Below are 25,259 nucleotides of genomic sequence, written 5' to 3'. Positions count from 1 at the left end.
GTTGGCGGCCAGACCTGCCGTGGTAGGTGCCAACCTTGGTTGGCACGCATTGCTCACGCCAACCGCAGTGCCAATACACCGCCTACGATGAGCGCCGCCGCCAGCCAGCGCGCACGCGGAATGCGCTCGCGCAGCAGGAACACCGAGATCAGCAGCGCGAACAGGATCGAAGACTCACGCAGCGCGGAGACCATCGCCACCGGCGCCTGGGTCATCGCCCACAACGCCATCGCATAGGACGCCGTGGTGCCGACGCCGCCGGCCAGACCGAGAGGCCAATGCTGCCGCGCATAGTCCAGCACCGCGCCGCGCCGGGTGTACAGCGCCCACAATGGCAGGGGAATGCCCGACAGCAGGAACAGCCACAGCGTGTAGCTGAGCGCACTGCCGGACTGGCGCGCACCCTGCGCGTCGACCAGGGTGTAGGTGGCGATCATCGCCGCGGTCAGCAGTGGCAAGCGCAGTTGGCCGCCACGCGCACCCAGTGCCATGCACAGGATGCCGGTGCTCACCAGCACCACGCCCAGCCACGCGGCAGCTGGCAATTGTTCGCCCAGCAGGGTGCCGGCCAGCGCAACCAGGATCGGCGCGCTGCCACGCATCAGGGGATAGGCCAGGCTCATGTCGACCTGCTGGTAGCAGCGTGCGACCAGGCTGTAGTACGTCACCTGCAACAGCACCGACGCACCCAGCCACGGCAAGCAGTGCGCGGCCGGGAACGGCAGGAAGGGCAGGGCGGCCGCCGACAGCAGTGCGGCGCTGCCCGTGACCAGCACGGTGCCGAGGAATTTGTCTGGTCCGCGCTTGACGATCGCATTCCAGCTGGCATGCAGGGCCGCGGCCGCGAGGACCAGCAGGAAAATGGGCAGAGGCATCGGGCGATGATGCCATGTCGGGAAAATGTTCCGGGTTTGGTGGGTGCCAACCTTGGTTGGCACATCGCTCAGTGCGGACCGAGGTCCGCACCCACCAGCATGGTGCTTACAGCTTCGCGCGCTGCTCGCGCAGGCCGGCCAGCTGGGTGTTCCAGTCGACCAGGCGCACGCGTTCCTGCTCGACCACCGCCGGTGGCACCTTGTCGGTGAACCTGGCCAGCTTGGTCTCGCTCTTTTCCTTTTCGGCTTCGACGCGGGCGATTTCCTTGTCCAGGCGCACGCGCTCGGCGTCGAGATCGACCAGGCCTTCCAGCGGCACCAGCAGCTTCAGCTCGCCCACGATCGCAGCGGCAGCCGGCGGTGCGCTTTCGCCTTCGGCCAGCCACTGGATGCTGTCCAGCTTCAGCAGGAACGACAGCGAAGCGCTGAAGCGTTCGATGCGCACGCGGTCCTGTTCCAGGCCGGCCTGCAGGCGCAGCGGCACCAGCTTGGACGGGGCGACGTTCAATTCGCTGCGCACGCGACGCACCGCACTGATCACCGCCTTCAGCCATTCCACGTCGGCCTCGGCCTGGGCAAAATCGCCCTCGAACTCGGCCGCGGTCGGGTACGGGCGCAGCGACAGCGTGGTTTCGGCCAGGCCCAGGCGCGGGGCCAGCTGCTGCCACAGCTGTTCGGTGATGAACGGCGTGAGCGGGTGCAGCAGGCGCAGCAGCGCTTCCAGCACGTACAGCAGGGTGTGGCGGGTGCTTTCGGCATCGGCGCCGTCGGCACCGTTCAGGGCCGGCTTGCTCAGTTCCAGGAACCAGTCGCAGAACGCGTTCCAGGCGAACTCGTACAGGCACTGTGCCAGCAGATCGAAGCGGTAGGCGGCGAAATGGCCCTGCGCTTCGGCAGTGGTGGCGGCCAGGCGCGCGAGGATCCAGCGCTCGGCATCGGTGCGCGGCTTGGGCACGCCGGTGAACGCGGCACCTTCAGTGTTCATCAGCGCGAAGCGGCTGGCATTCCACAGCTTGTTGCAGAAGTTCTTGTAGCCCTCGGCGCGGTTCATGTCGAACTTGATGTCGCGGCCGTGGGTGGCCAGCGCGGCGATGGTGAAGCGCAGCGCATCGGCACCGTGGGCAGCAATGCCGTCCGGGAATTCCTTGCGGGTGGCCTTTTCGATCTTCTCCACCATCTTCGGCTGCATCAGGCCGCCGGTACGCTTGGCGACCAGGTCGTCGATGGTGATGCCGTCGATGATGTCCAGCGGGTCGAGCACGTTGCCCTTGCTCTTGGACATCTTCTGGCCCTGGCCGTCGCGGATCAGGCCGGTGAAGTAGACGTCCTTGAACGGGATCTTCCCGACCAGGTTGTCGGTGGCCATGATCATGCGCGCCACCCAGAAGAAGATGATGTCGAAGCCGGTGATCAGCACCGACGACGGCAGGTAGCGGTCGAAGCCGCGCTCGGCCATCGCCTGTTCGTTCGGCCAGCCCAGGGTGGAGAATGGCCACAGCTGCGAGGAGAACCAGGTCTCCAGCACGTCGCTTTCCTGGTTCAGCACCACGTCGCTGCCGAGGTTGTTCTTCGCGCGCACTTCGTCTTCGCTGCGACCGACGTAGCAGTTGCCGGTGGCGGCGTCGAACCACGCCGGAATGCGGTGGCCCCACCACAGCTGGCGGCTGATGCACCAGTCCTGGATGTTGTTCATCCAGTGGCGGTAAGTGTTGATCCAGTTCGGCGGAACGAAGGCGATGCTTCCGTCCTCGACCAGTTCCAGGCCACGCTTGGCCAGGTCGTCCATCTTCACGAACCACTGGTCGGTCAGGTACGGCTCGATCACCTGGCCGGTGCGATCACCGCGCGGCACCTGCAGCTTGTGCGCCTTGGTCTCGACCAGGATGCCCAGGTCTTCCAGCTCGGCCAGCACGGCCTTGCGCGCGGCGTAGCGGTCCAGGCCCTGGAAGCGTTCGGGTGCGTTTTCATTCAGCGCCGCCACCGGGGTGAACAGGTTGATCATCGGCAGGCTGTGGCGCACGCCCACTTCATAGTCGTTGAAATCATGCGCCGGCGTGACCTTGACCACGCCGGTGCCGAACGCACGGTCCACGTAATCGTCGGCGATCACCGGCACGCGGCGGCCGGTCAACGGCAGCACCACCTGCTTGCCGATCAGGTGCGCATAGCGCTTGTCTTCCGGATGCACCATCACCGCCGTATCACCCAGCAGGGTTTCCGGGCGCGTGGTGGCGACCACCAGGTAGTCGCGGGTTTCGCGCAGGGTTTCCACGCCGTCGGCATCGCGCTCGACGTGCTCGTAGCTCAGGCCTTCATCCAGCGTGTAGGCGATCGACCACAGGAAGCCGTCTTCCTCGGCGCTCTCCACTTCCAGGTCGGAAATGGCGGTCTTCAGCACCGGGTCCCAGTTGACCAGGCGCTGGCCACGGTAGATCAGGCCCTGCTCGTACCAGCGCACGAAGGCTTCGTTGACGGCGGCCGACGGCTGCGGGTCCATGGTGAAGGTGCTGCGCGACCAGTCGGCGGAGGTGCCGAGGCGGCGCATCTGGCGCTCGATGGTGTCGCCGGACTGCTGCTTCCACTCCCAGACCTTGCCGATGAAGCCCTCGCGGCCCAGCGAATCGCGGGTCTCGCCCTTGCCTTCCAGCGCCAGGTTGCGGCTGACCACCATTTCGGTGGCAATGCCGGCATGGTCGGTACCGACCTGCCACAGCGTGTCGTAGCCACGCATGCGGTGGTAGCGCACCAGCGCATCCATCAGGGTCTGCTGGAACGCATGGCCCATGTGCAGGGTGCCGGTTACGTTCGGCGGCGGCAGCAGGATGGTGTACGGCTCGCCCGTGCCGGACGGCTTGAAGTGGCCGGCCTTCTCCCAGGCCTCGTAGAGGTCGGTCTCGAAGGACTTCGGGTCGTAGCTGGAGGCGAGTTGGGTCATGCGGGGGAACCAGGAGGTAATCGTTGAAGGATCAGGGCGCGGCGGCGGCCCATCAAGGGGGCCGGGGCGCGCTTACATGTCGTGCTTGTTCAGGTCGTAACCGGCGGCCTTGTACTGGCGCCAGCGTTCGCGCAGCGGTTCGCGTGCTTCCGGGTCGGCCGGAACCACTTCCAGCACGCGCTCGCACTCGCCCAGCCAGGGCTCATCACGCAGGTTGATCACCAGCGGACGCGCCGGTGCCCCGGTGCCGGGTACGGCGATCAGCACCAGCGCCTCTTCCTCGTCCATGTCCTCGCCGGCGATCTGGTGCGGGATGTAGGCATCGTTGTCGAACGCCCACAGCAGCTCGTCCAGCTCCTCGGCCTGGGCCTGGTCGCGGGCCAGTACCAGGGTGAACAACCCGGCGTCGTTGGCCTTGCGCGCCAGTTCGCAGACCAGGCGCAACGGCTCGGTCAGGAAACGGGGCTTGGCGATCAGGTAGAAGTCGGCGCGGGGCATGGCAGGGTCCGGGTCAGGCAGGGTTCCGGCGGTGCCGGGCGAGGCCCCGGCCGGCGGGCGCCAGCCAGGGTCGGGTACGGCATCAGGCGCGGGCGGCCTGGTCCAGCAGCCACTGGCTCAGCAGGCCGACCGGGCGGCCGGTGGCCATGCCACGCTTGCCTTCATCGCTGGCCACGCCGGCGATGTCCAGGTGGGCCCAGCGCTGGCCTTCGGTGAAGCGCGACAGGAAGCAGCCAGCGGTGATCGCGCCGGCCCAGCGGCCGCCGATGTTGTAGACGTCGGCGAAGGTCGAATCCAGCATCGGCTGGTACTCGTCCCACAGCGGCAGGCGCCAGGCGCGGTCGAACACGTGCTCGCCGGCGGCCAGCAGCTCGTTGGCCAGGTCGTCGTGCTTGCTCATCAGGCCGGCGGTCTGGTGGCCCAGGGCGACCATGCAGGCACCGGTCAGGGTGGCCACGTCGACCAGCGCGGCCGGCTCGAAGCGCTGCGCGTAAGTCAGCGCGTCGCACAGGATCAGGCGGCCTTCGGCGTCGGTGTTGCCCACTTCGATGGTCTTGCCCGACATCGAGGTGATCACGTCGGACGGACGGTAGGCGTTGCCGTCGATGGCGTTTTCCACCGCCGGCACCACCACCACCAGGTTCAGCGGCAGCTTGGCCTTGACCGCAGCGACGAAGGTGCCGATGACGTTGGCGCCACCGCACATGTCGTACTTCATTTCTTCGATGCCGCCCTGGGTCTTCAGGTTGACGCCACCGGTATCGAAGGTGATGCCCTTGCCGACCAGTACATAGGGCTTGGCGTCGCCAGCACCGGTCCACTTCAGCACCACCAGGCGCGGGCGGTTGGCCGAACCACGGGCCACGGCCAGCAGCGAACCCATGCCCAGCGCTTCCATCTGGTGCTCGTCGAGGATCTCGGCTTCGGCACCGTCATGCTCGCCGGCGAACTTCACGCCCACCTCGGCCAGGTAGGCCGGGGTGCAGTAGTTCGGCGGCAGGTTGCCCAGCTCGCGGGCGAACTCGACACCGGCGGCGATGGCCTGGCCCTGGGCCAGGGCCTGCGCGTCGTCACCGGCGATGGCCAGCTGGGCCAGGCCGGCGTCGTCGGCCTTCTTCTTGCCCAGGGTGGCGGTGTAGCGGTAGGCGGCGTGATCGGCGGCGATCACCGCCTGGCGGATCGCCCAGGCCGCGTCGCGGTCCTTGATGGCCACTTCGGACAGGGTGAACAGTGCGCTGCGGGCAGCACCGGCCTTCAGCGCGCGCACGGCGTCGCCGACGGCCTTCAGGTACTGCGGCACGCCGAAACGGGCGACTTCGCCCAGGCCGACCACCAGCACGCGCGGGGCGGTCACGCCCGGCAGGTCATGCAGCAGGGTGGTGGCGCCGGTCTTGCCGGACAGGTCGCCGCGCTGGGCCAGGGCGGCCAGGCGGCCACCGCTGGCGGCGTCCAGGGCCTGTGCGGCCGGGGTCAGGGTATGGTCGGCATACGCGCCGACCACCAGGCAATCAACGGTGGCGGCGGCCGGAGCAACGTGGTTCAGGGTGAATTCGAGGGCCATTGAGCAGATTCCATTGGCGAGTCCGTACAATCGCAGGCCGTTTACGCCCAGACAGTAGACTGGGCGGCACCGCGAACGAACCCCAGAGTTTAAACCACCGCCCCATGCTGAAGCTCGACCGATACCTGCTGGGCGATTTCGTCCAGAGTTTCCTGGCTACCCTGATCGTCCTGCTGGTGGTCAGCGTGGGCGGCGTGCTGGTGGACATCCTCGGCAACATCGCCGACGGGCGGCTGCCGGCCAAGCTGCTGTTCTCGCAGCTGGGCCTGCAGTTCATCGCCTACCTGCCGCTGATCCTGCCGCTGGCACTGATGCTGGGCCTGCTGCTGGCCATCGCCCGCCTGTACCGCGATTCGGAAATGGCGGTCATCACCGCCATTGGCGTGGGCCCCAAGCGCCTGCTGCGGCCGCTGTTGATGCTGGTGGTGCCGGTGGTGGTGCTGGTCGGCACCTGCTCGCTGTGGCTGGGCCCCTGGGCCGGCCGGGTGGCCGAGCAGATGATCATCGAGGCCAACCGCAGCGTGCTGATGGCCGGCCTGGAGCCGGGCCGCTTCACCCCGCTGCCCAATGGCGGCGTGGTCTACCTGTCCTCGATCTCGCCCGATGGCACCCAGCTGGGCAAAGTGTTTCTGCAGCGCCAGAAGGATGACCGCCTGGAGGTGGTGTCGGCCAATGGCGGTCGCATGTTCTTCGAGGGTACCCGCCAGCGCTTCCTGGAGCTGGATGACGGCCACCAGGTGGAAGGGCCGGTGGCCGGTGCGCTGGACTACCGCCTGGCGACCTTCGCCCGCAATGACGTGGCCCTGCCCGATGGCGCGCAGACCCGCACCGAGGATGACCCGGAACTGATGCCGACCCTGCAGCTGATCGGCGATGAGCGTCCGCAGGCACAGGCGCAGCTGCACCGCCGCCTGGCCCCGCCGCTGATCGCGCTGGCGTTCGCCCTGCTGACCGTGCCGCTGGGCCGCAGCTCGCCGCGCCAGCAGCGCTACGGCCGCATGATGCTGGCGCTGATGGCCTACATGGTCGGCACCAACCTGATGTTCATCGGCAGCGGCTGGATCGCCAACGGCAAGATCCCCGCTGCGCTCGGCCTGTGGTGGTTGACCCTGCCGCTGCTGGCGCTGGCCATCTGGATGTATGCACGTGATGGCCGCCTGGGCCGCCCGAAGGGAGCCCGCGCATGAGGCTGCGCCCGATGCGTTTCGACCTGTACCTGGGCCGGTCGGTGTTCACCACCGTGTTGCTGACGTGGGCCGTACTGGTCGGTCTGGACGTGGTGATGGCGTTCTCCGGCGAGTTCAAGGACATCGGCAAGAACGGCTACACCCTGGGCCATGCCGCCGCCTGGGTGCTGTATACGGTGCCACGCCGCGCCTACACCATGTTCCCCACCGCCGCGGTGATCGGCGCACTGATGGGCCTGGGCCAGCTGGCGGCGACCTCGGAGCTGACCGCGCTGCGTGCACTGGGGCTGTCGCGCAAGCGCCTGAGCGTTTCAGTGGCGATCGCGCTGTCGCTGCTGACCGCGGTGATGGTGCTCAGCGCCGAGACCCTGGGCCCCTGGGGCCAGGACCGTGCCGATGCGTTGAAGTCCAGTGCCAAGTGGGGGCGGGATATCGCCACCAGCCGTTATTCGGGCCTGTGGGCACGCGAGGGCGATACCTTCCTCAATGCGCAGAGTGGCGAGGAGCAGCTGGTTGGCGACAAGGGCACGCGCCTGATCCTGCGCGACGTGCGCCTGTATCACATCGCTGAAGACGGCCGGATCGCCTCGCTGACCCATGCTGCCACCGTCGAGCATGACAAGGATGGCTGGGTATTGACGGGCGTGCGCCGGGACACCTTTGGTGAACGCTCGGCCACGCGTGAGGAAGTGGCGCGCGAAGCGTGGAATTCTTCGCTGGATCCGGCGGCGCTGGCCACCGGCATCGCCAAGCCGCGCAACCTCAGCGTGGCCGAACTGAGTACCAGCATCGCCTATCGCCAGCGCAACGGGCTGGATGCGCGCGACTTCGAGGATGTGTACTGGAGCCGCTGGTTCTACCCGGTGAACGTGCTGGCGCTATGCCTGGCGGCGGTGCCGTTCGCGTTCGGTTCGCTGCGCAGCGGCGGCATGGGCAAGCGCCTGTTCCTGGGCATCCTGTTCGCGCTGGGCTTCTGGCTGCTGCAGCTGTTCTTCGGGCGCATGGCCGGCGCGTTGAAGTTCGATTACCGCATTGCCTATGCGCTGCCGCCGATCGTGATGCTGGCGGTGTCAGGACTGCTGTTCCGGCGCAAGTCGGGCTGATTCTGGTTGTTGTAGAGCCGAGCCTGTGCTCTCGGCTGTCACGTACAGTGCGGAAAGCAGCCGAGCACGGGCTCGGCTCTACAGACAGCGCCTTACCGTTTCGGCATCCGCACCAGGCGGGTACCGCTGGCGCGGTCATGCCAGGTCAGGCGTCCGCGATCGACCCACGCCCACCAGAATCCCAGTCCACCCAGCAGCAGGGACAGCGTGCCCACGGCGAAGCGCAGCCACAGCTGGCTGCGCCGCAGCGGCGCGCCATCGCTGGCGTGCAGTTTCAGCCGCCACGGCCGCATGCCCAGCGTCTGCCCGCCGCGGCGCCAGCTTGCCGTCGCGTACCACCCCGTGATCGCCCAGCACACCGCCCACAGCAGCCACTGCCAAGCACTGAACGGCGCGATGTTCTCGCGCTGGGCATGGCCGCTGAAGGTGTAGGCAAGGGTGAACAGGGTGCCGGCCAGCATCCACAGCGCCAGCACCGGCAGCGCGTCGTAGACCATCGCCAGCGCGCGCCACAGCAGCAATGCGCGCGGGCGGGGCAGCTCTGTAGCAGCCGCAGGGGCCGTATCAATGACGGGGCGGGACATGCGCCGAGCATACGCAATGCTGGCCGCATCCGCAGTGGCCCTCGTATCCTGCACGCATGGCCTCTGTTTCCACCCCCGCCGAGCGCCGCCAGCTGGTGCAGCAACTGCCCGAGCTGCGCGCCGATGACAGCGTGCGCATCCAGCGCTTCCTCGATGCGATCTGGGCCGAGAACGGCCTGGCCCGCGCCACCCTCGACAGCTACCGGCGCGACCTGGAAGGGCTGGCACGCTGGATGGACGGGCGCGATGGTGGCCTGGCCGGCATCGAGCGTCCCGGCCTGTTCGACTATCTGGCTTGGCGTACCCGCCATGGCTGGTCACCGCGCAGCAATGCGCGGTTGCTGTCGGCGCTGCGGGCGTTCTTCGCCGATGGCGTGCGCCGCGGCGAACGCAGCGAGGATCCCAGCGCGCTGCTGGATCCGCCCAAGCTGCCACGATTGCTGCCCAAGGCGCTGGCCGAGAGCCAGATCGACGCGCTGTTGGCAGCACCGGATGTCGACAGCCCGCTGGGCCTGCGCGATCGGGCCATGCTGGAGCTGATGTATGCCGCCGGCCTGCGCGTGAGCGAGCTGGTGCTGCTGCCCGCCACCGCGGTCAACCTGCGCCAGGGCGTGCTGCGGGTGACCGGCAAGGGCAGCAAGGAACGGCTGGTGCCGCTGGGTGAGGAGTCGCAGCACTGGCTGGAGCGTTACCTGCAGCAGTCGCGCCCGCTGCTGGTCGGCAAGGGCAAGGTGCACGCGTTGGCAGACGGGCAGACACCGTTGTTCGTCGAGCCGACGCTGCATGCGCTGACCCGCCAGGCGTTCTGGCATCTGGTCAAGCGCCACGCCCAGGTGGCCGGCATCGATCCGGCGCGGATCAGCCCGCATGGCCTGCGGCACAGCTTTGCCACGCATCTGCTCAACCGCGGTGCCGACCTGCGCGCGCTGCAGATGCTGCTCGGCCACAGCTCGCTGTCGACCACCCAGATCTACACCCTGGTGGCCCGCGAACACCTGCAGAAGCTGCACGCACGCCACCATCCGCGCGGCTGAGCGCAGGCCTGAACCCCGGCCTCAAGCGTCGGGCGGTGTCGCGGCCCGGTCGCGGCAGCTGTGTCAGAATCCGGGGTCTTCTTCTGCCGCGGACCGCTCCATGCTCCGATTTGCCATCGCCGCCGTGTTCGGTGCGCTCAGCCTGACCGCCTGCGCCCAGCCGGCCCCGCCAGCTGCCAAGGCACCCGCCACCGCTGCGGCCAAGGCCAGCCCGGCCGCCAACGCGTCGGCCGATCAGGCCGTGCGCGCCGCGCTGACCGCGCTGAACCCCGGTTTCCAGGTGGACTACATCGGTGCTGCACCGTTCCCCGGCTTCCGTGAGGTCGTCGTGTCCGGCCAGCTGCTGTACGTGTCCGATGATGGCCGCTACCTGTTCCAGTCGCAGCCCTACGACACCCGCGCCAAGGGCCCGGCCAACAGCGAAGGCCTGCTCGGCTACCGCCGCGATCTGCTGGCCAAGGCCAACCATGGCGACCGCATCGTGTTCGCCGCGCCGAATGCCAAGTACACCATCAGCGTGTTCACCGACATCGAGTGTGGCTACTGCCGCAAGCTGCACCAGGACATCGCCGAGCTCAACCGCAACGGCATCACCGTCGAGTACCTGGCGTTCCCGCGCATGGGGCTGGGCAGCAAGGACTACACCGACATGATCTCGGTCTGGTGTGCAGCGGATCGCCGCCAGGCGCTGACCAATGCCAAGCGCGGTGGCAATGTGCCGGCCAAGAACTGCACCAACCCGGTGGCGATGCAGTACGCACTGGGCCAGCAGCTGGGCGTGAACGGGACGCCGGCGATCTTCGCGCCGGACGGTACCCAGCTGGGCGGTTACCTGCCGCCGGCGCAGCTGCGCGCGGCGCTGGAAAAGCTGTCGGCCAAGCGCTGATCGTCGCATGTCATTCGCTGTAGAGCCGAGCCCGTGCTCGGCTCCGGCAACATCAGCCGAGCATGGGCTCGGCTCTACAGGTCAGGGGCCGGGGACGCGTTGCGCCCCCGGCTTTTTTCTTATTTCAGGCCATCACTGACCGCCTTGGTCAGCGTGCCCTGTGCATCGTCACCACTGAACTCCCAGACGAACGCGCCGCCCAGGCCCTGGGTCTTCACGTAGCCCATCTTGCGGGTGATGTTGGCCGGGGTGTCGAAGCTCCACAGCGTGCTGCCGTTGTAGATCCAGGTGGCACCGGCGGTATTGTCGGTGTAGCCCTGCCACGCCAGGTTCTTCAGCACCTTCCAGTCTTCGATGCCGGCTTCATACGTGCCGGGCGCCGCACCGGTGGCGCTCTGGTACAGGCCGTTGTTGGCGTTGGCCACACCGGTCCAGCCGCGCCCGTAGTAGCCGATGCCCAGGTTGAGCTTGGCGGCGGGAACGCCTCGGCTGATGAAGGCCTCGATGGCGTCGTTGCTGTTGTACAGCTTCTGGTCGCCGGTGGACGGATCATTCGGCGAATCAAACAGCGCCGACTGGTGATTGGTCTTCGCATCCCACGCACCGTGGAAGTCGTAGGTCATCACGTTGATGTAGTCCAGGTACGGGTGGTACGCGGCCGGATCGGTGACGCGGATCTTGTCGATGCCGGCGCCCACCGCCACCGTCAGCAACAGGCCCGGACGCACCGCATCGAGCTGGCGGCGGAACTCGGCCATCAGTGCGGTGAAGTTGGCGTTGTCTTCCGGCTTGCCGCATTCGATGCCGCAGGCCACCGGGTATTCCCAGTCGATGTCGATGCCGTCGAACACGCCCAGCGCGGCACCGGCGCCACCGGCACCGTCGGTTACCGGCAGGTTGCCCTTGATGTAGGCGTCGATGCACGAGGCGACAAAGGCCTGGCGGTTTTCCGGGCGCGCCGCGCTGGAGAAGCCGCGCGACCAGGTCCAGCCACCCAGCGAGATCAGCACCTTCATGCCCGGGTACTTGGCCTTGAGCTGCTTGAGCTGGTTCCAGTTGCCGCGCAGCGGCTGGTCCCAGGTATCGGCGCTGCCGCTGACACTCTCGGCGGCACTGAAGGCCTTGGTGTAGTCGGCGAAGGCGTCGCCACCGGCACCGCTGTTCGGATCCGACGGCTGGGTGATGCCCACTTCGCAGCGGTTGTTGCGCACGTTGCCGAACGCGTAGTTGATGTGGGTCAGGCGTGCGGCCGAGCCGCTGCTGTCGATGTTCTTGACCCGGTAGTTGCGGCCGTAGATGCCCCACTGGGTGAAGTAGCCGATGACCCGCTTGACGGTGGTGCCACCGTCACCGGCCAGCGTGGTGGCGCTGATCTCGGTGCCCTGTGCCGACGCGTTGCCGGCGTTGTCGCGGGCGCGCACGCGGTAGCGGTAGGTGGTGGAGGCAGTCAGCCCGCCGTCGACATAGCTGGCACTGGACGGTGAACCGACCAGGCTGCCGTTGCGGTACACGTCGTAGCCGGCCACGCCGCTGCCGCCGGTGTTGTCGGTGGACGGGCTCCAGCTGAGCGCGATGCTGTTGGCGGTGCGCGTACCGACCGCCAGCCCGCCCGGCACGCTCGGTGCGGTGGTATCGCCACCGGCGGCGTTGACGGTGATGGTGATGGTCGCGGTGCTGCTGGTGGCGTTGTTGTTATCAGTGGCCACCGCGCGCAGGGTGTGGCTGCCGGCGCTGGCATTGGCCCAGCTGGCCGCGTACGGCGCACTGGTGGCCACGCCCAGCGTGCTGCCATCGCGGAAGAACTCGACCTTGGCGACGCTGCCGTCCGGATCACTGGCGTTGGCAGTCACGTTGACCGTGCTGCCGGCACTGAAGGTGGCGCCGTTGGCCGGCGAGGTCAGGCTGACCACCGGCGGCTGGTTGGCGCCGCTGCCATCGCAGGCGCCGAGGTTGGTGTAGTAGGGCGCACCGGCCGGATGGTCCGGCGGCGCGTTCCAGATGTCCTGGTTCGCCCGATAGAGGACGCCTCCTTTCTGCAGGGTATCGCCGGCCCGGTAGATCTTGGCCTGGTCCCATTGGGCCACCCCGGCACAACTGGCGGCCTGCGCCAGGCCGGGCAGGGCGGCGGCACCGGCGGCCAGGGCAAGCAGCCAGGCCAGGCGGTGGGGACGACAGCTTCGGGTCGCACGTTCGGCACTGCGCACAATCGGGTCGTACATGGGTAAGTCTCCGATCAAAGGGCGCGCGGGCCCCGATGGCGCCGCGCGTGACGCAGGTCCGGGCGTCGCCCGGGAAGGCGACGGAGGGGCCGGACGGAAGTACCTGGGAGGCCGGGGAGAGAGTCCGGCGCCAGGTAGGGACAACGTTGTCATCAATCGTGTGGTCAATCCGTGAGCAAGCGCATGGTTCCGGGAATCGGGCGGAGAGCGGCGCTGCGCGCGGCCGGCGGCCATCGGCGGAGCCCCTCGTGGTTGGTCGGCACGCGAATTCAAGGGTTTGGCCGGGCGGGTGGGCATCGCGGGGGACGCCGTAAACCCGTCCATGGGGGCTTGGCCGCGGCATCCATGCCGCGGACACCCCCGCGATGCCCACCCGCCCGACCCCTGACAGGTTCCTGCGCGGCCCAGCCACGAAAGACAGAACAGAAAATCAAAATCAAAAGCCGGTCGCTTCGCTCTTCAATGCCTGATTTCTGACTTCCTCTGGTTGCCGGCCAGCGGCCGGCACTACCGGGAACATCCACGCTTGGCGTGGATCTACCGCAGATCGCAGAAATCTGTCGAAGGCGGGGTGGGTCCGGTGGCGGGGGTGTCCGCGGCATGGATGCCGCGGCCAAGCCCCCATGGACGGGTTTACGGCGTCCCCCGCCACCGGACCCACCCCGCCATCCCACGGGAAGCCAGCTTTTGCTCTGGCCGTTGCCGTTGCCCTGGCCTCGGCGGGTGCCGGGCGCCGCCCGGCAGAGCCCTTCCCCCGCTTCCGGTACAATGTCGGGCCCGTTTCCCAACTACGGTTCCCCGGACATGATGGTCCTCGAGGGCGCGCCCGCCCTGTCGCCGTTCCGCCGCGAACGTCTTGAATCCCGCCTGCAGTCCATCGCTCCCTCCCTGCGCATCAGCGGTGCCTGGCACGTCTACTTCGTGCAGCCCGAAGGCAGCGCCGCCCCCGACCTGACCACGCTGTGCCGCATCCTCGAAGCGGCGCCGCAGGCCGAGGCCCTGGCCGAAGGCGCGGTCAGCCGCATCGTGGTGCCGCGCCTGGGCACGCTGTCGCCGTGGTCGAGCAAGGCCACCGAGCTGGTCCGTGGTGCCGGGCAGCCGGTGAGCCGGGTCGAGCGCGGCCTGCGCATCGACGTGCAGGGCTGGCCGGCCGATGCCGCCGCCCAGCAGGCGCTGGTCAAGGCGCTGCACGACCCGATGACGCAGTCGGTGCTGGAGACCGTGGAGCAGGGCCAGGCGCTGTTCTCGGCGCCGGCCCGTGGCGAACTGGAACGCGTGCCGGTGGACCAGCTGGAGGCCGCCAACCAGCGCCTCGGCCTGGCCATGGCCCAGGACGAGATCGACTACCTGCGCGAACGCTTCACCGCGCTGGGCCGCGCGCCGTCCGACGTCGAACTGATGATGTTCGCGCAGGCCAATTCCGAGCACTGCCGCCACAAGATCTTCAACGCCAGCTGGACCATCGACGGCCAGGAGCAGGACCGCTCGCTGTTCCGGATGATCAAGAACACCCACCAGCAGACCCCGCAGCACACGCTCAGCGCGTACAGCGACAATGCGGCGGTGATTGAAGGCCATCCGGCCTCGCGTTACCGCCCGGACCCGGCCAGTGGCGAATACCGCCGCGAAGCACAGGTGCCCAGCGCGTTCCAGATCAAGGTGGAAACGCACAACCACCCGACCGCGATCGCACCGTTCCCGGGCGCATCGACCGGCAACGGTGGCGAGATCCGCGACGAAGGCGCAACCGGCCGCGGCGGCAAGCCGAAGGCAGGCCTGTCCGGTTTCTCGGTCTCGCACCTGCGCATCCCGGAGCTGCCGCAGCCGTGGGAAGCACCGCGCGCGCTGAACCCGCGCATGGCGCCGGCGCTGGAAATCATGACTGACGGCCCGCTGGGCGGCGCTGCGTTCAACAACGAATTCGGCCGCCCGAACCTGCTCGGCTACTTCCGCAGCTTCGAGCTGCCGGAAGGCGCCGATCTGGTCCGCGCCTACGACAAGCCGATCATGCTGGCCGGTGGCCTCGGCGCGATCGATCGCGTACAGGTTGACAAGATCCCGCTGCAGGCCGGTGATGCGGTCATCGTGCTCGGTGGCCCGGCGATGCTGATCGGCCTGGGCGGCGGCGCCGCCAGTTCGGTGGCCTCCGGTGAAAGCGCCGAGGACCTGGACTTCGCCAGCGTGCAGCGCGACAACCCGGAAATGGAGCGTCGCTGCCAGGAGGTCATCGACCGCTGCGTGGCAATGGGTGCCAACAACCCGATCAAGTTCTTCCATGACGTCGGTGCAGGTGGCCTGTCCAATGCCATCCCCGAACTGCTGCACGACTCGAACGTCGGTGGTGTCATCGACCTGGGCAAGGTGCCCACCGATGACCCGTCGCTGTCGCCGATGCAGCTGTGGTGCAACGAATCGCAGGAACGCTACGTGCTCGGCGTGGCCCAGGAGCGCCTGGCCGAGTTCGCCGCGCTGTGCGCGCGCGAGCGCTGCCCGTTCGCTGCCGTTGGCGTGGCCACCGCTGAAGAGCACCTGGTGGTCGCCTACGGCGCCGTGCCGGGCCACACCCCGGCCGATGCGCCGATCGACCTGCCGATGGACGTGCTGTTCGGCAAGCCGCCGAAGATGCACCGCGACACCGCGCACCCGCCGGCACCGCGCTGGCCGGCGCTGAAGACCGGCGGCCTGGACCTGCAGGACGCCGGCCTGCGCGTGCTCGCGCACCCGACGGTCGCTTCGAAGAACTTCCTGGTCACCATCGGTGACCGCAGCGTCGGTGGCCTGACCGCGCGCGAACAGATGGTCGGCCCGTGGCAGCTGCCGGTGGCCGACGTGGCGATCACCCTGGCCGACTTCGACGGCGTGGCCGGCGAAGCGATGTCGATCGGCGAGCGCACCCCGCTGGCCCTGCTCGATGCGGCTGCTTCGGCACGCATGGCGGTGGGCGAAGCGCTGACCAACCTGTGCGCGGCCCCGGTCGATGCGCTGGATGAGATCAAGCTGTCGGCGAACTGGATGGCCGCGGCCGGCCACCCCGGCGAAGACGCGCTGCTGTACGACGCGGTGAAGGCGGTGGGCATGGAACTGTGCCCGCAGCTGGACATCAGCATCCCGGTCGGCAAGGACTCGCTGTCGATGCAGGCGCAGTGGCACGACCAGGGCGAAGCGCACAAGAGCGTGTCGCCGGTGTCGCTGGTGATCTCGGCGTTCGCGCCGGTGGCCGACGTGCGCCAGCAGCTGACCCCGCTGCTCGATCGTGATGTGGACAGCGAGCTGTGGTTGATCGGCCTCGGCGCCGGCAAGCAGCGCCTGGGCGGTTCGATCCTGGCGCAGGTGCATGCCGACCACGGCGACCTGCCGGCCTTCGCCGGCGCCGCACCGGACCTGGATGACCCGCAGCGCCTGCGTGGCTTCTTCGAGCTGATCCGCGATGCGCGCCAGGCCGGCCTGCTGCTGGCTTACCACGACCGCAGCGACGGCGGCGCCTTCGCCGCGCTGTGCGAAATGGCCTTCACCTCGCGGCTGGGCCTGGACATCACCCTCGATGCCTGGGGCGACGATCCGTTCCGCAGCCTGTTCAATGAAGAGCTGGGCGCGGTGGTGCAGATCGCCCGCGAAGACCGCGCCGCCTTTGCCGACCTGGTCGAGCGCCATGCACTGATCGAGTGTGCACAGCGCATCGCCAAGCCGACCACCGCACCGGTGGTGCGCGTGTCGCTGGCCGGCGAGAACCTGGCCGAATGGCGCTGGGAAGCGCTGTTCGACGCCTGGTGGTCGGTCACCCACGCGATGCAGAAGCGCCGCGACAACCCGGCCAATGCCGATGCCGAGCGCGAGATCGCCCGTGCCTTCACTGCGCCGGGCCTGAAGCCCAAGCTCAGCTTCGACCTCAATGAAGATGTGGCCGCCCCGTTCATCAGCACCGGCGCGCGTCCGCGCGTGGCGGTACTGCGCGAGCAGGGCGTCAACGGCCAGATCGAAATGGCCAACGCCTTCGAACGTGCCGGCTTCCGCGCCTTCGACGTGCATATGAGCGACCTGATCGAAGGCCGCGTGGCATTGCAGGACTTCACCGGCCTGGTCGCCTGCGGTGGCTTCAGCTACGGCGACGTGCTGGGTGCCGGCCGCGGCTGGGCCACCTCGATCCTGGAGCGCAGTGCGCTGCGTGATGCCTTTGCCGCGTTCTTCGCGCGCGAGGACAGCTTCGCGCTGGGCGTGTGCAACGGTTGCCAGATGATGAGCCAGCTCAAGGGCATCATTCCGGGGGCCGAGCACTGGCCGCAGTTCCGCCGCAACGCCAGTGAGCAGTTCGAAGCCCGTACCGCGCTGCTGGAAGTGGTGGAGTCGCCGTCGATCCTGCTGCGTGGCATGGCTGGTTCGCGCCTGCAGGTGGCGGTGGCGCATGGTGAAGGCCAGGCCCTGTTCGACAATGCCGTCGACCAGGCAGCCGCTCGCGTTTCGCTGCGCTACATCGATGGCAACGGCAACGTGGCCAGCCAGTACCCGCTGAACCCGAACGGTTCGCCGGACGGCATCACCGGCCTGACCAGCAGCGACGGCCGCGTCACCATCATGATGCCGCACCCGGAACGCACGCCGCGCGCGCTCAACATGAGCTGGGCGCCGGCCGAGTGGCAGGGTGACTCGCCGTGGATGCGCATGTTCCGCAACGCGCGGGTATGGTGCGGCTGATCGCATCGTTCTGCGCAGGCCGCAATGCCGCTGCGTACGGAAAAACCCGCCGTTGATCGGCGGGTTTTTCTATGCGCGCGTGAAACTCCTGTCCCGACCGCTAGTTACATCGATTTTCATGCGGCGGAACTTCGTCACGCTTGCCTAACAAAACACTTTCATAAACAGGTGAAAGGGTGAACTGCTTCACGGCAATAGGATTTGTCGTGTCAAAGTCTTGACGATTTGGAAAGTTGCCGTTAACACTTGAACCCCGTTTCAGAATCATTCATTTCGCAGTAACCGGTTGGCGCACGCGCTCGGTTTTCTGTCGCTGCGCGCCGTTCGGCAATACCCCGCAGTAAATCACGCGAATAAACGCCCCCAGGGGACGTTGGGCCGGAAAGCCCAGCGGTGGCGTTGCTTTGCCCAAAACCAGTCCAATCAGGAGCCGTACCGATGAATCGGATTTATCGCAAGGTCTGGAACAAAGCATTGGGTCAGTTGGTGGTGGCCTCGGAACTGGCTTCCTCCGACAGCAGCAGTGGCGGGGTCGTCGACCAGCGCCGCGATGCGACGCAGGCCACGCCCGCACTGCTGGCGGTGGCACTGGGCCTGGTATTGGGGTTGGGCATGAGCGGCACCGCCGCAGCACAGTCGGTGCAGATCGGCGGCAGCGCCACCTGCGTGGCATTCAGCGGCAAGCTGCTCGAAAAGTGCCTGATCGAGGGCTCGGCCAGTGCCAAGGGCAGCAACGCGGTGGCGATCGGCAGCAACAGCAGCGCCACTGCCGCCAACAGCGTAGCGCTGGGCGCCGGCTCCAAGGCCACGCGGGCCAACACGGTGTCCGTGGGTGATACCGGCAAGGAACGCCAGATCACCAATGTTGCCGCAGGCACCCAGGCCACCGATGCGGTAAACAAGTCACAGCTGGATGCGCAGGCGCGCGCCACGCAGGCCGCGCTGGCCGATGTCGCCGCAGATGGAAACCGCTATTTCAAGGCCGACGGCGCAGGTGATGACAGCGACGCGGCGAAGATCGACGGACAGGGCGCGGTTGCGGCGGGTGCGGGTGCACAGTCGCTGGCCAACGCCACCACCGCCATCGGTACCCAGGCCATTGCCGCGGGCCTGGGCGCAAGCGCGTTCGGCCAGGGCGCATTGGCGATCGGTGACGCCAGCGTGGTGGTCGGGCAGAGTGCTGCCGCGTTCGGTCTTGGTGACACCGCCGTCGGCGCCAGTGCCTATGCCGCAAGCGAGAATGGCGCGGCCACCGCACTGGGTGCCTTGTCCGAAGCCACCGCCGATGGCGCGACCGCTGTCGGCGGCGGTGCCGTGGCGATGGGCCCGGGCAGCACCGCATTGGGCCGCGGCGCCACCGCCGCCAACGAAGCATCGATCGCAGTCGGTGCGTTCAGCACTGCTGTCGGTGAATACAGCACCGCGCTGGGTTCGAATTCCGCTGCGGTTGCCACCGGCAGCGTGGCGCTGGGCGCGGGTTCGCTGGCCGACCGCGTCGATACCGTGTCAGTCGGTGCCGCCGAATACGGCCTGACCCGGCAGATCACCAGCGTTGCCGCAGGCACCGAAGACAACGATGCAGTCAATGTCGGCCAGCTGAAGGACGTGGCCGCCGTGGCCGATGCCACCGCCAAGCGCTTCCAGGCCACCGGCAGCAGCAACAGCGATGCCGGTGCACTGGCCGAAGGTGACGATGCACTGGCGGCCGGCGAGGCCGCCAATGCCCTCGGCAACGGCACCACGGCCGTCGGTGCAGGGGCAGCGGCCGTCGCGCAGAACGCGACCGCCGTGGGCAACAACGCACTGGCCTCGGGCCAGAACAGTGCCGCGTTCGGCAACAACGCGCAGGCCAACGGTCCAGGCAGCGTTGCCGTGGGTGGTGCTGCGGTGGATGCCGACGGCAACCCGCTGATCACCAGTGGCGGCGTACCGGTGGAAACCGGCGCGACCAGCGCAGGCGTCGGTGGCACCGCGGTGGGCGCCAGTGCCGAAGCCAGCGGATTTGCGGCGTCGTCCTACGGTGTGGGTGCCTATGCGGCCGGCGCGCAGGCATCCGCGTTCGGTGCGGTGGCCAATGCCATCGGCGACTATTCCACCGCACTGGGTACCCAGAGCAATGCGACCGGCACCAGCAGCGTCGCCATCGGTGGCCCGGCCGACCTGATTCCCGGCCTGGGCTTCTTCGTGCAGACCCAGGCCAGCGGCGAAGCCGCGACCGCCGTCGGTGCCGGCGCCATCGCCAGTGGCGATCGTGCGGTGGCCAACGGCAGCCTGAGCGAAGCCTCCGGTGCTGAAGCCACCGCTGTTGGCTACTTCGCCTATGCACCGGGTGAGAACGCCAGTGCGCTGGGCGCGCAGACCTGGGCCAGCGGTGCGCAGAGCACTGCAGTGGGTTACTACGCCACCGCACGCGGCACCAACAGCGTCGCGCTTGGCGCGAACTCCGAAGCAGTGCGTGCCAACAGCGTGGCCGTTGGCAGTGCAGGCAACGAGCGGCAGATCACCAGCGTTGCTGCGGGCAGCGAAGCCACCGATGCCGTGAACAAGGCGCAGCTCGATGCCGTGGCCAGCACCGCCGACAGCACCGCGCGCTTCTTCCAGGCACAGCCGGAAGCCGACAGCGATGCCGGCGCGCTGGCCGAGGGCGAGGGCGCCGTCGCCGCCGGTTCGTCGAGCAATGCGATCGGCGCCGGCGCAGTAGCCCATGGCGCGGCTGCGTCGGCCATCGGCGATGACAGCGTGGCCGTGGGCCGCAACAGCGCAGCCACCGGCAATGGCGGTGTCGCCATCGGTGGCCTCGGCCAGGCCCACGACGAGTTCAACCAGCCGATCATCGGTGCCGATGGCACGGCACAGCAGGTGGGCACCACTGCCGTCGCCGATGCCACTGCGGTGGGCAGTGGCGCGCAGGCCACCGGGGCTGCCAGCAGCGCCTTCGGCAACGCGGCCAAGGCCAGTGGTGACAACAGCTTCGCCGCCGGCGGCAAGTCGCGCGCCACCGGCAGCTATGCGGTCGCGGTCGGCGACAGCGCCTTCGCCAGCAGCGATGACAGCACCGCAGTAGGCGGCTACAGCTGGGCCACTGCCAGTGGTGCAGCAGCATTCGGTTCGGGGGCGTGGGCCACCGCCACCAACGCCGCGGCGTTCGGTAATGCGGCGTGGGCCAGTGGCAGCGGCGCCACGTCCATCGGTTACAACAGCTGGGCCAACGGCGCCAGTTCCACGGCGGTCGGCCGCGGTGCCTTCGGCTATGGCGACAACAGCGTGGCACTGGGCTTCCAGGCGCTGGGCAACAGCATCAACAGCATCGCCATCGGCACCAATACAGTGGCCGGTGGTGAAAGCGCGATCGCGCTTGGCGCCGGCAGCAACGCCAGCGCCAGCAACGCTGTCGCGCTCGGTGCCGGTTCGGTTGCCAGTCGTGCACGTACGGTATCTGTGGGTAGCAGCGGCAACGAACGCCAGGTCACCAACGTCGCCGCGGGTACCCAGGCCACCGACGCAGTGAACAAGGCACAGCTGGATGCGGTTGCGACCACCGCCACCACCACCAGCCGCTTCTTCCAGGCCAGCGGCAACGGCGACGACGTAGCCGGTGCACTGGTGGAGGGTGACAACGCACTGGCGGCCGGTGATGCCGCCAACGCCATCGGCAATGGCGCCACCGCACTGGGCAGCGGCGCCAACGCGCTGGGCAGCAACGCACAGGCGCTGGGTTTCAACGCATTGGCAACTGCGGCCAACGCCAGCGCGGTCGGTGCCAACGCACAGGCCACGGGCGAGTACGCAACTGCGCATGGTGCGGAAAGCGAAGCCAGCGGCGAGCAGAGCGCGGCGTTCGGTGCGGCCAGCATCGCCAGCGGCGCCGGTAGCACTGCCAATGGCGTGCTGTCCGAAGCGTCCGGCGAAGAAGCCGTGGCCGTGGGCTACTTCAGCAATGCCAGCGGCGACGCGGCCACCGCTGTCGGCAGCGAGAGCGTGGCCAGTGGTACGGCGTCGGCGGCCTTCGGTATCGGTGCCGAAGCCAGCGGCGGTTACAGCACTGCCATCGGTGGCTATGCACAGGCCTCGGCCTTCAATGCCACCGCGTTCGGCAACTTCGCCAATGCCTCCGGTTCCAACAGTGTGGCGGTGGGTGGCGATTCGGAAGCCTCCGGCGCCTACAGCACCGCCACCGGCCAGGGCAGCCTGGCGACCGGCACCAACAGCGTCGCCGTGGGTGGTTCGTTGTTCGGCGTGCTGGCCACCGAGGCCTCGGGCAACTACTCCACCGCGGTGGGTGGTGGTGCCTGGTCGGGCGGCATCAACAGCACCGCGCTGGGCAATGCCGCCGAATCGCGCGGCGCCAACAGCGTGGCGCTGGGTGCCGATTCGATCGCCGATCGCGACAACACCGTGTCGGTGGGCGGCGGTGGCAACACCCGCCAGATCACCAATGTGGCCGATGGCACGCAGGGCAATGATGCGGTCAACAAGAACCAGCTCGACGCCGTCGCCGCGGCAGCGGAAAAGACCCGCCGGCAGTTCCAGGCCAGTGGCAACGCCGACGGTGAAACCGGCGCGTTGGTGGAGGGTGACAACGCGCTGGCGGCCGGTGATGCGGCCAACGCGATCGGCAACGGTGCCACCGCGCTCGGCAGCGGTGCCAATGCGCTGGCCGCCAACGCCACCGCCGTGGGCATCGATGCGCTGGCCACCGGCAGCAACGCGGCTGCCCTGGGCAGCACGGCACAGGCCACCGGCGAGGACAGCCTGGCCCTGGGCAGCGGTGCCGGCGCCAGCGAGGTTGGTGCAAGCGCGGTGGGGGCGCGTGCACAGGCCAGCGGCGCCTACAGCACGGCCACAGGTACAGAAGCCAATGCCAGCGGCGGGCAGGCGCTCGCCAGCGGTTTCCGCAGCGCGGCTTCGGCTGATGGCACCACCGCAGTGGGTGGCTACGCCGAAGCCAGCGGCCGCCTCGGCACCGCCCTGGGCTATGGCTCGGCGGCCAGCGCTGCCAACACCACTGCAGTCGGCTTCGGTGCCGCGGCGGCCGGTACCGGTGCCGTTGCCGTAGGTCAGTCCAGCGAGGCCAGTGGCGAGGAGAGCGTGGCCATCGGCGGCAGCACCTTCTTCGGCCTGATCCCGTCGCGTGCCAGTGGGACCGGTGCGGCGGCGTTCGGCGCCGGTGCATGGGCCACCGAAGACTACGCGACCGCGATTGGCTGGAACTCGTGGGCGGCAGGCAGCAGCGCCACCGCGCTGGGGGCCAACGCCACCGCCAATGGCAGCAACAGCGTCGCGCTCGGTGCTGGCTCCAAGGCTGACCGTGACAACACCGTAGCCGTCGGCAAGGCCGGCGGTGAGCGCCAGGTGACCCACGTCGCGGCGGGCACTGAAGCCACCGATGCGGTGAACAAGGGCCAACTGGATGCGGTCGCCAGCGTCGCCGACAAGACCAGCCGGCAGTTCCAGGCCAGCGGCAATGCCGATGGCGAAGCCGGTGCACTGGTCGACGGCGACAACGCACTGGCAGCCGGCAATGCGGCCAATGCCATCGGCAACGGCGCCACCGCGCTGGGCAGCGGCGCCAATGCCATGGCCGCCAATGCCACTGCCGTGGGCTTCGATGCGCTGGCCACCGGCAACAATGCGGCGGCGCTCGGCAACGCGGCGCAGGCCGGAGGTGTCGACAGCGTAGCCGTGGGCAGTGGCGCCAGCGCCAGCGAACTCGGCGCCAGTGCTACCGGCGCCGGTGCCCAGGCCAAGGGTGCCTACAGTACCGCCAGCGGTGCGCAGGCCACGGCCAGCGGCACCCAGTCGCAGGCCAGTGGTTTCCGCGCCAATGCCTCGGCCGATGGTGCGTCTGCGCTGGGCAGCTATGCCGAGGCCAGCGGTCGCCTGGGTACCGCGGCCGGCTACGGCAGCAAGGCAACCGGCGCCAATGCCACGGCGGTAGGTGTGAGTGCCACCGCCAGTGCCGCAGGCAGCGTGGCGCTGGGCGCGGGCTCGGTCGCCGACCGTGCCAACACTGTGTCGGTCGGCAGCGCGAGCAGTGATCGTCAGATCACCCGTGTCGCTGCCGGTACCGAGCGCACCGATGCGGTCAATCGTGGCCAGCTCGATGCGGTCGCGGCGACCGCCGACGGCACGGCCCGCTACGTCAAGGCCACCGGCGCAGGTACCGCCAGTGCCAACGGCAGCGATGCCGCCGCGATCGGTTCGGCAGCCACTGCCAGCGGCGCACGCAGCAATGCCCTGGGTGCCAATGCGATGGCCATCGGCAACGGTGCCCTGGCACTGGGCACCAGCGCCGGCGCATCGGGCGCGAACTCGGTGGCGCTGGGTGCCGGTTCGCGTGCACTCGATGCCAACGTGGTGTCGGTCGGCGGTGGCAATGGCACCGATGGTCCGGCCACGCGCCGCATCGTCAATGTGGCCGATGGCCGCATCGCCGCCGGCAGCAGCGATGCCATCACCGGTTCGCAGCTCAACGTCACCAACCAGCGGGTGGGCGCGGTGGAAACCCGCGTCGGTGATTTCGATTCGCGCATCGCCACCGTGGAAACCACGGCGGCCAGCGCGGTCAGCTATGACGACGCCAGCCGTGACCGCCTGACACTGTCCGGTTTCCAGGGCACCACCATCGACAACGTCGGTGCCGGCAGCATCGCTGCGGGCAGTCGCCAGGCGATCAACGGCGGCCAGCTGTTCCAGTCGCTCAGTGATGCCGCCAGCTTCCTCGGCGGTGGTGCCAGCGTTGGCATGCAGGGTGTGTTCGTGGCGCCGAACTATGTGATCCAGGGCGCCACCTACAGCAATGTCGGCGATGCGCTCGGCGCGCTGGACCGCAAGGTCAGCGAGATCGACCGCCGCACCGCCGGTGGCACGCGTGCCGGGACTGCCAGCCTGCGCGCAATGAGTACCCCGCTGGATGACAGCCCGCTGGCCAGCGCCGCCGATGCACCTGCAACGGCCGACGCGGCACCGGCCAGCACCGCGCGCGTGCAGGGCACGCCGACCGCTGCCGCCGCCGGTGCCGGGATTCCGGTCGGCACTCCCGCGACGGGCTTCAATGCCGTCGCCATGGGCGAGGGCGCGGTCGCCAGCGGTGCTTCGTCCACCGCCATCGGCCAGGGCGCCAATGCCACCGCGGCGAACGCGGTGGCACTGGGCCAGGGCTCGGTTGCCGATCGTGCCAACACGGTCTCGGTGGGCAGTGAAGGCAACGAGCGCCAGGTCACCAACGTGGCGGCCGGTACCACGGCCACCGATGCGGTCAACAAGGGCCAGCTCGACCGTGGCATGGCCACGGCCAACAGCTACACCGACAGCCGCGTCCAGGCCGTCGCCGACAGCTTCGATGTGTTCAAGGGCGAAATCGACGGACGCCTGCGCCACATGGATCGCCGCATCGACCGCCAGGGGGCGATGAGCGCGGCGATGCTCAACATGGCCACCAGTGCCGCCGGTATCCGCACCCAGAACCGGGTCGGCGTCGGCATTGGCTTCCAGGGCGGCGAGTCGGCGTTGTCGCTGGGCTACCAGCGTGCGATCAGCGATCGCGCCACGGTGACCTTCGGTGGTGCCTTCAGCAGCGACGACAGCTCGGTTGGCGTCGGTGCCGGCTTCGGCTGGTAAGCCACTCCATCGCGCCGGCGGCCACCCACGCCGGCGCAGCACCTGCAATGAGGGCCTGGGGGGAGGTC

12 protein-coding genes are annotated in these 25,259 nt (G+C 68.6%); 6 read left to right on the top strand and 6 right to left on the bottom strand.

Translation table 11 applies throughout. From position 1 onward, the window contains the following. Nucleotides 1–53: 53 nt before the first annotated feature. The 4 genes from AC5P6E_RS10900 to AC5P6E_RS10885 form a co-directional block, all read right to left on the bottom strand. Nucleotides 54–875 carry an EamA family transporter gene (locus AC5P6E_RS10900; RefSeq protein ID WP_071306593.1) on the bottom strand — a complete coding sequence of 274 codons (822 nt, stop codon included), beginning with the start codon at nucleotides 873–875 and terminating at the stop codon, nucleotides 54–56. A gap of 106 nt (nucleotides 876–981) precedes the next feature. After that, nucleotides 982–3,810: a valine--tRNA ligase gene (locus AC5P6E_RS10895; RefSeq protein WP_495230950.1), complete on the bottom strand. Its 2,829-nt coding sequence runs from the start codon at nucleotides 3,808–3,810 to the stop codon at nucleotides 982–984. 72 nt (nucleotides 3,811–3,882) lie between these two features. Further along, entirely contained in the window at nucleotides 3,883–4,308 is a 426-nt protein-coding gene (locus AC5P6E_RS10890) for a DNA polymerase III subunit chi (protein ID WP_010480719.1), read from the bottom strand. A gap of 82 nt (nucleotides 4,309–4,390) precedes the next feature. Further along, the gene (locus tag AC5P6E_RS10885) at nucleotides 4,391–5,869 is read right to left on the bottom strand and encodes a leucyl aminopeptidase (RefSeq protein ID WP_053442497.1); all 1,479 of its coding nucleotides are present in this window, start codon (nucleotides 5,867–5,869) and stop codon (nucleotides 4,391–4,393) included. Nucleotides 5,870–5,973: 104 nt separating this feature from the next. On the opposite strand from AC5P6E_RS10885, the gene lptF reads away from it, so the two are divergent. Together lptF and lptG are read left to right on the top strand one after the other, a co-directional pair. Continuing rightward, on the top strand, nucleotides 5,974–7,056 hold the full coding sequence (gene lptF, locus AC5P6E_RS10880) for an LPS export ABC transporter permease LptF (RefSeq protein WP_019338018.1): 1,083 nt from the start codon (nucleotides 5,974–5,976) through the stop codon (nucleotides 7,054–7,056). Further along, complete coding sequence (gene lptG, locus AC5P6E_RS10875) at nucleotides 7,053–8,159, top strand: LPS export ABC transporter permease LptG (protein ID WP_043403322.1); 1,107 nt, start codon at nucleotides 7,053–7,055, stop codon at nucleotides 8,157–8,159. The genes lptF and lptG overlap by 4 nt, the downstream gene beginning before the upstream one ends. Before the next feature lie 92 nt (nucleotides 8,160–8,251). Here lptG and AC5P6E_RS10870 read toward each other — a convergent pair whose 3' ends face one another. Beyond that, nucleotides 8,252–8,743: an RDD family protein gene (locus tag AC5P6E_RS10870; protein WP_019338020.1), complete on the bottom strand. Its 492-nt coding sequence runs from the start codon at nucleotides 8,741–8,743 to the stop codon at nucleotides 8,252–8,254. Nucleotides 8,744–8,799: 56 nt separating this feature from the next. Between AC5P6E_RS10870 and xerD the strand changes: the two genes are divergently transcribed. Further along, on the top strand, nucleotides 8,800–9,777 hold the full coding sequence (gene xerD, locus AC5P6E_RS10865) for a site-specific tyrosine recombinase XerD (protein WP_010480724.1): 978 nt from the start codon (nucleotides 8,800–8,802) through the stop codon (nucleotides 9,775–9,777). Nucleotides 9,778–9,877: 100 nt separating this feature from the next. Next, the gene (locus tag AC5P6E_RS10860) at nucleotides 9,878–10,663 is read left to right on the top strand and encodes a thioredoxin fold domain-containing protein (protein WP_010480725.1); all 786 of its coding nucleotides are present in this window, start codon (nucleotides 9,878–9,880) and stop codon (nucleotides 10,661–10,663) included. Nucleotides 10,664–10,782: 119 nt separating this feature from the next. Here the strand turns inward: AC5P6E_RS10860 and AC5P6E_RS10855 are convergent, their stop codons facing one another. Next, the gene (locus tag AC5P6E_RS10855; protein ID WP_483698376.1) at nucleotides 10,783–12,882 is read right to left on the bottom strand and encodes a glycosyl hydrolase family 18 protein; all 2,100 of its coding nucleotides are present in this window, start codon (nucleotides 12,880–12,882) and stop codon (nucleotides 10,783–10,785) included. Nucleotides 12,883–13,686: 804 nt separating this feature from the next. Here AC5P6E_RS10855 and purL point away from each other — a divergent pair. Then, nucleotides 13,687–17,571 (top strand): phosphoribosylformylglycinamidine synthase, encoded by a 3,885-nt coding sequence (purL, locus tag AC5P6E_RS10850; RefSeq protein WP_192810350.1) that lies wholly within the window; start codon nucleotides 13,687–13,689, stop codon nucleotides 17,569–17,571. A 438-nt stretch (nucleotides 17,572–18,009) separates the two neighbouring features. Beyond that, nucleotides 18,010–25,191: an ESPR-type extended signal peptide-containing protein gene (locus AC5P6E_RS10845; protein WP_483698373.1), complete on the top strand. Its 7,182-nt coding sequence runs from the start codon at nucleotides 18,010–18,012 to the stop codon at nucleotides 25,189–25,191. Nucleotides 25,192–25,259 lie beyond the last annotated feature (68 nt).

Source organism: Stenotrophomonas sp. YJH_SMC_16, from assembly GCF_059367875.1.
Note: the sequence above shows the minus strand (reverse complement) of the source record. Positions and strands in the feature narration are given on the sequence as shown.